A 7354-nucleotide genomic window follows, 5' to 3' on the forward strand; every position below is an offset into this window, starting at 1 on the left:
TCGGCTTCTTCTTCCCCATGCTCTCCATGATGGACATCATCCTTCCGGGGCCGAAGCCCCTGATCAGGAGTGTCCGTCAAAGCGGATCAAGCCCACTGCGGATTGTTGTCACTGGGGGATCAATCGGTGTCACCGGCCCTTCATGACGGTGGCGTATGGGGGTGGGGGAGTGCTGGGTGTCATCGGGGTGCGGATGTGTGGTGACATCAGGAGACATCGGCCAGTGACATCTTGATGCAGATCCCTGAACGGGCGGCCAGTTTGGTGCCGGGTGGTGTCGGACCTGGGCTCATGGATCGAGCCCGGGCTCGCGGTCGGGTGTCCGGTACGGCCTCAGCACAATCCGAATCCCCCTGCCCTTTGGCGTAAGCCGTTGGGCGCGGCGCCGTGGTTCCCGTCCTTCCAGCCTTCCGGTCTCCGCCCCGCTGCGCGCGTTGCTCTGCTGTGGCTTGGTGCGAGCGGCGGCTGCCCCGCTGTACCTGGGCCGGCCCGTCGGCATGGGTTCAGGGGCCGGGGTGGGTGGTGTGCCCGGGCAGGGGGCCGTAAGCCTCGCAGAAGTCGCAGTCGCAGCTGGTCATGGAGTTGGCCTGGCAGTGGGCGGCGGGCCAGTACGGGGACGCGCAGGGGCCGGGGTCGACAGGGATGTCGTCGCCGGGCAGGGTGCGTCGGCACCAGCCGCACCGGATCCCAGTTGGTACGCCGGCCTGGCGCAGGTGCTGCGCTGTGCGAGCGGCGATGTCGAACGGGAGACCCGACCTGACGGTGGCGGGCGCGCTGTCCAACAGCTGCCGGCTGCGCCACAGGCTCAGCCCGGTGACCGTGCGGACCGCTTTGAGGGCCGTCGGGTCGTGAGGGGAGTCGCCGGCCAGCAGAACTGCGAAATCCGGGTCTTCCACGGATACCCCTCGTCGGTCGGTGTTGTGCCCAGTGCCAGTCAATCGCCCTGGCAGGCTGTCAGGCCATGGGTTTTCGCTCGGCCGGGGCGGCGTCCTGGCCCGGTCAGGGCACCAGTTCCAGCATCGATGCCGGTGGCAGTGACGGGTTGGCGGCGGCCGCTTCCACTACCTGCCAGTTGTCGTCGGCGAGCAGTTCGACGATGACCGCAGGCGGTAGGGCCGGATGGCTGGCGGCGATGGGCCTGGCCTGTCGGTCGGTCAGGCACGCGAGCAGGGCCGGGGCCGTCGCGTGGCGGTGGCGGGCGATTTCGCGGAACGCCTTCTGCACCGGCGGCCGGTGTCGGGCCAGATGTTCCAGCAGGGCGGGTGTCGCGTCGGGATTGGCCGCCACCTTCGCGACGACTCGCGGCCCGTGCCGTTCGACCATCGCCCGCAACCGGGTTTCAGAGAGTCCTGGGTGCGGTGCGATGGACTTGACCACTTTGGCGTCGGGGTCGCGGGCCAGCGTGTCGCGGATTTCGGCCGGCAGGTCGCGGCGTTGGGCCAGGAGCATCCGCACGGTCGCATCGGGTGAGGCGGCCAGCCCTTCGACCTCGGCCGGACAGGCCGCGGTGATGCGCGGCAGCAGGGGAGAGCCGAGCCGGGTGGCACTGGCAAGGTGGGCGAGGACGTCGAGCGGCAGGAGCGGGTGGTGCGCGAGCCGGCGCTGGACGTCGTGACCGCGGTCGGTGGCCAGGGTGCGGATCAGGGCTTCGTCGATCGCGGGATTGTCCGCGAGTCGGGCCCGGACCCAGGGGACGGGATCCTCGGCGAGTCGCGCGTACACCTGGGGCGGCAGGTCGGGGCGGGCGGCCAGTTCCTGGCGCAGCAGCACCGAGGGGTGGTCGGCGAAGAACACGGCTGCGGCTGCGGGGGTGGCCGGGTTGCGCAGGGCCGCTTCCTGGATGTCGTGCGCAGCGGACTCGTGGGAGCCGTCGCAGGCGGCTCCCGGCGGCAGCTCGCAGTCGGGGTCCGGACAGTGCGGGTCGTGGACGAAAGGGGTCGTCTCGCGGTCGCAGACCGGGCAGGACCGTGCCGCCGGCAGCCCCTCTCCGGTGAGCAACGCCGCCAGTAGGGTCGGCGGTGTCGCCTCGTTGGCCGCCGCTGCGCGGCGGACCTCGGTGTGCGGGTGCTGCGCGAGCCGGGCGGCGAGGTCCGACACCGTCCACAGCGCGAGTTCCGCGACGACTCGAACCTCCGGGTCCGTGGCGAGCGCCGCCGCCACGTCCCTCGGCAGATCGGGGCAGGCGGCCAGCTTCTCCCGGGACTCCACGAGGGGATCGGCGGCGAACAGTCGCGCCCACTGCGGCCTGCCGGTGCCTTCTTCGAGCAGGGCGAGCGCGGCGCGCGGCTGTACGGCGGGGTTGACGTCGGTGGCGCTGAGCCGGCCCTCGTACGCGAGCCGCACTGCGGCTTCTTCGAAGCGGGAGGCCAGCGCTCTCACCTGTGCATGGCTGAGGTCCGGGCGGCAGGCCAGGGCCTCGGCGAGGTCGGGGTCCGCCACTGCGATCAGCCGGTCGACCGGTTCGGAGGGCAGCGCCGGGTTGGCGGCCAGCCCGTGCAGTACGTGGTTCACAGGGCAGCATCCTGCCCGACACATGATGGAACGGCTGGCGAATTTCAGCGTTGGCACCGGCCGTATCCGAAAGCGGCCCGAGCACGGCACCACCCGGCGGACCGGTCCTGCCTGGTGGAAGTGGCCGGCCTTCCGTCTCGAACCGCGCAGGTCGCGCGCGTACCGCCCAACCGCGCCGCCCGCTGCCGCAGCCAAACCGTGCGTGTACCGCACAACCCACTGTGGTGTCAGCGGAATGCCGATTGCGGTGTCACGCCTGCGCAGACTCCGGCTTCCTGGATCCAAGGCGCCTGTGCCGGAGGGGCGCGGGTTCTCACAGCGGCCGGGGGAGTGGGGCGGTGTTCATGCGGGAGGAGGCCGGGCAGGCCGGCGCCGGGCGGGTGGTGCCGGTTGTGCTCGCGCGGCAGCAGGCGGTGGACCGGCTGCTGGCCCTGGACATGAGAGGTGAGTTGACGACTGGCCATGTGCGGCTGGTCGCGGACGCGGTGGAGGTCTCGCTGCGTACGGTGTGGCGCTGGCTGGCCGCGGCGCGTACCGAGGGAAGGACCGGCACGAGGCAGCGGGAGCGTTTCACGGTCACCCCGCAGTTGCATGCCCGGCTGGTTCTGTGGTGCGGGAACGCCGCCGCGGTGCACCGTGAACTGCTCGCCGAGGCCCGCGCCGATGGCGACGCGGGCGAGCAGGACGACGAGGGTGCACCCTCTCCGGTGGCGGTGCCTTCGTTGGCGACGCTGCACCGGGCGATCCGCCGGGACCTGAACCCGGGCCAGCGCGCCGCCCTGGCCGGCGGGGAGCGAGCCCGGCGCGCCCACGACGTGCACCTGCGCCGGCCGCAACGCCTGCTGGGAAGGCGACCACAAGCACGTCCCCGTCGAGGTCGACCTCAACGGTGAGCTGGTGTGCCCGTGGGTGACCTGGTTCATCGACTGCGCCCACGACGCCGTCACCGGCGTCGCGATCACCCCGCACACCCCGTCCCGCGACGCGATCCTGGCGGCGCTGCGCACCGCGATCGCCCGCGACGAACCCGACGGCCCCTACGGTCCGATCGGCGGCCTGCCCGCTCTGGTCCGGATCGACCGCGGCAAGGACTTCCTCTCCCGCACGGTTGCCTCCGCGCTCGGCGCGTTCGCCGTCCCCGTGCACGACCTGCCCGCCTACACCCCGCACCTGAAGGGCACGGTGGAGAACCTCAACCGGTGCGCCGAGCGGATGCTCTTCGCCTCGCTGCCCCGCTACACCCACGCCCCGACCGCCTCGCTGCGCCGCCGTGACCGCGCCAAGGACGACACGGCGCCGCTGACGTTCACCGCGTTCGTTCAACTCCTGCTGGACTGGGTGCACTGGTGGAACACCGAGCACACCTCACCGGCCCTGGCCGGCCGCACACCTGTCCAGGCCTGGCTGGAGGACCCCACGCCGATCGAGGACCCGAAGCCGGGGCAGCTGTGGGCGTTCACGCTCGAGGACGACGGCCGAGCCCGCACGCTCACCACCAGCGGCGTGTACTGGCGAGGCCGGTACTACGTTGGCGACTGGATGCAGGGCCTGGCCGACGACGGGATCAAGGTCCGGGTCCGGTATCTGCCTCACCACGCCCACGAGGTCGAGATCGTCGACTCCGTCACCGGCACCCACCTCGGTGCCGCCCAACTGTCCGACGCCGCCACCGACGAGCAACGCGCCGCCGTGCGCCGCACCAGATCAGCAGAGCAGCGAAGGCTGAAGAAGGCACTGGCCGCCGCCGAACGACTGCGCACCGAGCGGTTCGCGGCCGTCACCACCGCCCGAACCCCCGAACCACTCCAGGCACTGACAGCGGCGGAAGCGGCAGAGGAACTGGCGACGGCCGACGGCCGGGACCTGCGGGCACTGGCCCTGCCCGGACTGATCCCCCACGCCCCGCTCCCGGACGGCTGGGTCCTACCCCAACCCGCTGCCGCACCCCGCCGCAAACCGTCAGACCGGCGCCCCGCGCCGCCAACCGAAACCGACCCGACACGGTGACCGGGCCGAACACGGGCCACCCGCCCTCAGCCCTCCTCCGCCGCACATCGCGAACACCCAGGCCCACCACCAAGACCACCCTCACGCCCAACAGCCCCGCACCCCCGGGTAGGAGAACCATGACCACCGCGCCCGCCGTACGCCCCGGCATGCTGCCCCCCGAGCGCGCCGACCACTACCTCAACCTGACCGACGCCCGCGTCGTCGCCACCGAAGCCCTGCGCACCACCCAGGACAACATCGCCGCCACCCTCGACGCCCGCGCGATGATGGTCCTCTCCGGAGCCGCCGGCAACGGCAAGTCCTTCTCCGTCAACGCCGCGCTGCGCCACCTCGCACCCCGCAACACCTACCGCGTCGCCTTCCGCGCCCGCCCCACCCCACGCGACATCCGCCACGAACTCTTCCGCGCCCTCGCCCTGCCCGGCGAACCACCACTGCGGCCCATCGAGTTCGACACCGTCCTCAAAGACGCTCTCGCCCGCTCCTTCCACGTCCTGGTCTGCGACGAAGCCCAATGGCTCTCCCGCGAATGCTTCGAGTACTGGCGCTACCTCTGGGACGACCCCGCCACCGACATCGCCGTCGTCTTCGCCGACGGCGACGGCTGCGCCAAGGTCCTGCGCCGCGAACCGATGCTCGCCTCCCGCGTCTTCATCTGGCAGCAGGCCCTCCCACTCACCCTCCCGGAGGTCCTCGCCACCATCCCCGCCTTCCACCCGATGTGGGACGGCGTCGACCCCGACCTCATCGCACTCGTCGACAAGCAGGCCGCCCACGGCAACTTCCGCGCCTGGGCCCGCATCACCAAACACGCCGCCGACGGCCTCACCGCCCAAGACCGCACCCACGTCGACGAACACCTGCTGCGCCAGGTCTACCAGCGCCTAGGCACCAGCACGTGAGCACCCGCCCGCTGCCCGCCCTCACCCTCGCGCTCGACCCCGCCGACACCCCGCCTGCAGCCACGCCGCCCTGGCCGCCCACGACCCCGCCACCGGACAGGTCACGGTCCACCCCACCCCCGGCACCGACCACCCGGCCGCCCTCGCCCACGACGTCCTCGCCGCCCTCGGCAAGCCCTACACCCCACCCGGACGCTGGAACACCCAGCCCGCACTCACCTGGACCGCCGCCACAGCCTGGGCCCGCACCACGGGCCTGAACCACCTGGTCCTACTGCGCGGCCACCTCCTCACCCCCGCCCGCTGGCACCACCTGCTCGCCTTCCAACAGCACACCGGCGCCCACCTGACCGTCGTCTGCCACCACACCCCCACCCCCGCCCTCACCCGCGCTCTGGCCGGCACCGACCACGCCATCACCCACGGCCTGCCCGCCTACGCCCTCCCCGACCCCGAGCAGCACCGCCGACCCCCACCCGCACGCAACGCACCAGCGACATCGCTGCCGTGGCTCACCCTCCCCGCCCTCACCTACCTCGCACTCACCGACAGACCCGAGCCACCGTGCGACTGCACCCCGCCACCGGCCACCGCCGACCGCCTCCCCATGAAACCCCCGCCAGGGCGCACCGAGGAAGCCTCCGCCCGCCTACACCGCCTGGCCCACCCCGCCAAGGCCGCCGCCCTGGCCGCGGCCCTCATCACCGGAGTCCCCTTCAACCAACTCGCCGCCGTCACCCCCACCGACTACCACTCCGCACGCGCCACCCTCACCCTCCACGACCCCGCCCGCCACCGCACCCCCGCCCGCTGCGCGGTATACCGCGTACCCGGATGGGCCCGCCCACTCCTGGACGCCGCCACCCGCTACCACCAGCACCGCAGAAACCCAGGATCCCGCCTGCTCACCGACACCCAACCCGCTCTGACAACGCTGCTCCAAGCCGCCGAACACTGCCGCCTACGACCCCCGCAAGACCCCTCCGGACGTGGCCGCGGCCGCTTCCCCCGCCCCCAGTTCCCCGAAGCCCTACCCGACGGCCCCCACTGGACGGCCTGCATCCCCCTGCCCAACCTCCCCCCGGAGCTCCAAACCGCTGCCCTCCAATGAGAAGACACCTGCTGCTCTCATACCCGGGGACCGTCCCCGGGCCCTGTCGGTGTGGGGCGTGATGATGGCTGCGTGACCGACACCGCAGACCCTGCCCCGTCCTGGTTGCCCGGCTACGAGGGCGGCCCGTTCACCCCTTACCCCGACCTCCTGGAGGATCCGCTCTTCTGGCTCTCGCACCTCGGCTCGTGTGCCCGCAGCCAGCAAGCCCAACGGCTGCTGTTCGGCGCGGACTACGAGGCCGCCATGGAGTTCTACCGCGCCCTGTGGGACAAGGAGGACTGGCCGCTGTCCACCGTCCCGCTCACCGACGGCCACCGCTTCCACGTCATCTACCGCACCATCGACGGCGACCGCGGCACCGACTACCTCCTGCACCACCCCACCTGGGACACCGCCGAACTCCTCGCCCGGGACGACGGCCACTTCATGGGACCCGCCCTGTCCTGGCCCGAGCTCGCCACCGCCGCCGACAACACCCCGCCCGACCCCGGCACCCTTGACGCCGGCATCCTCGACGCCCACGCCCGCCTGCTGCTCCTGCTCCCCGCCATGGGCGACAACAGTCCGCCCAAGACCGCCACTCCCCGCCGGGCCGCCGCACTACACGCCCGCACGGCCGTCGAGGACCCCGACCACCTCGCACTCCTCCTCCTGGAACAGCAGGGACAACCCGGACCCGCCCACTGGCGGACCACCGAGGGCGGGGTACGAATCAACGACGGCCGCTACTGAACTTGATTGCGTGATGTCGGCTGTTGCTGAGCTCAGCCGTCCATGATCAGTCCGGTCTCGGTGAGGCAGGCGTCGATCAGATGGG

Annotated in this window: 7 protein-coding genes; 5 read left to right on the forward strand and 2 right to left on the reverse strand. The window is 72.0% G+C overall.

What is annotated here, in order from left to right; translation table 11 throughout:
* Positions 1–503 precede the first annotated feature (503 nt).
* Positions 504–896: a ribosomal protein L7/L12 gene (locus AB0J08_RS40595; protein WP_360644899.1), complete on the reverse strand. Its 393-nt coding sequence runs from the start codon at positions 894–896 to the stop codon at positions 504–506.
* A 103-nt stretch (positions 897–999) separates the two neighbouring features.
* Entirely contained in the window at positions 1000–2511 is a 1512-nt protein-coding gene (locus AB0J08_RS40600) for a hypothetical protein (RefSeq protein WP_360644902.1), read from the reverse strand.
* Positions 2512–2849: 338 nt separating this feature from the next.
* Here AB0J08_RS40600 and AB0J08_RS40605 point away from each other — a divergent pair, with 338 nt between their 5' ends.
* The 5 genes from AB0J08_RS40605 (at position 2850) to AB0J08_RS40625 (ending at position 7269) form a co-directional block, all read left to right on the forward strand.
* Positions 2850–3404 (forward strand): hypothetical protein, encoded by a 555-nt coding sequence (locus AB0J08_RS40605; protein ID WP_360644905.1) that lies wholly within the window; start codon positions 2850–2852, stop codon positions 3402–3404.
* A gap of 16 nt (positions 3405–3420) precedes the next feature.
* Positions 3421–4518 (forward strand): Mu transposase C-terminal domain-containing protein, encoded by a 1098-nt coding sequence (locus AB0J08_RS40610; RefSeq protein WP_360644908.1) that lies wholly within the window; start codon positions 3421–3423, stop codon positions 4516–4518.
* A 119-nt stretch (positions 4519–4637) separates the two neighbouring features.
* The gene (locus AB0J08_RS40615; protein ID WP_360644911.1) at positions 4638–5423 is read left to right on the forward strand and encodes an ATP-binding protein; all 786 of its coding nucleotides are present in this window, start codon (positions 4638–4640) and stop codon (positions 5421–5423) included.
* A gap of 607 nt (positions 5424–6030) precedes the next feature.
* Complete coding sequence (locus tag AB0J08_RS40620; protein WP_360644914.1) at positions 6031–6534, forward strand: hypothetical protein; 504 nt, start codon at positions 6031–6033, stop codon at positions 6532–6534.
* A 72-nt stretch (positions 6535–6606) separates the two neighbouring features.
* A complete protein-coding gene (locus tag AB0J08_RS40625; protein WP_360644917.1) occupies positions 6607–7269 on the forward strand; it encodes a hypothetical protein in 663 nt (220 codons plus the stop codon).
* Positions 7270–7354: the final 85 nt, after the last annotated feature.

It is taken from the genome of Kitasatospora sp. NPDC050463 (assembly GCF_040655255.1).
In the GTDB taxonomy this organism is placed as follows: Bacteria; Actinomycetota; Actinomycetes; order Streptomycetales; family Streptomycetaceae; genus Kitasatospora.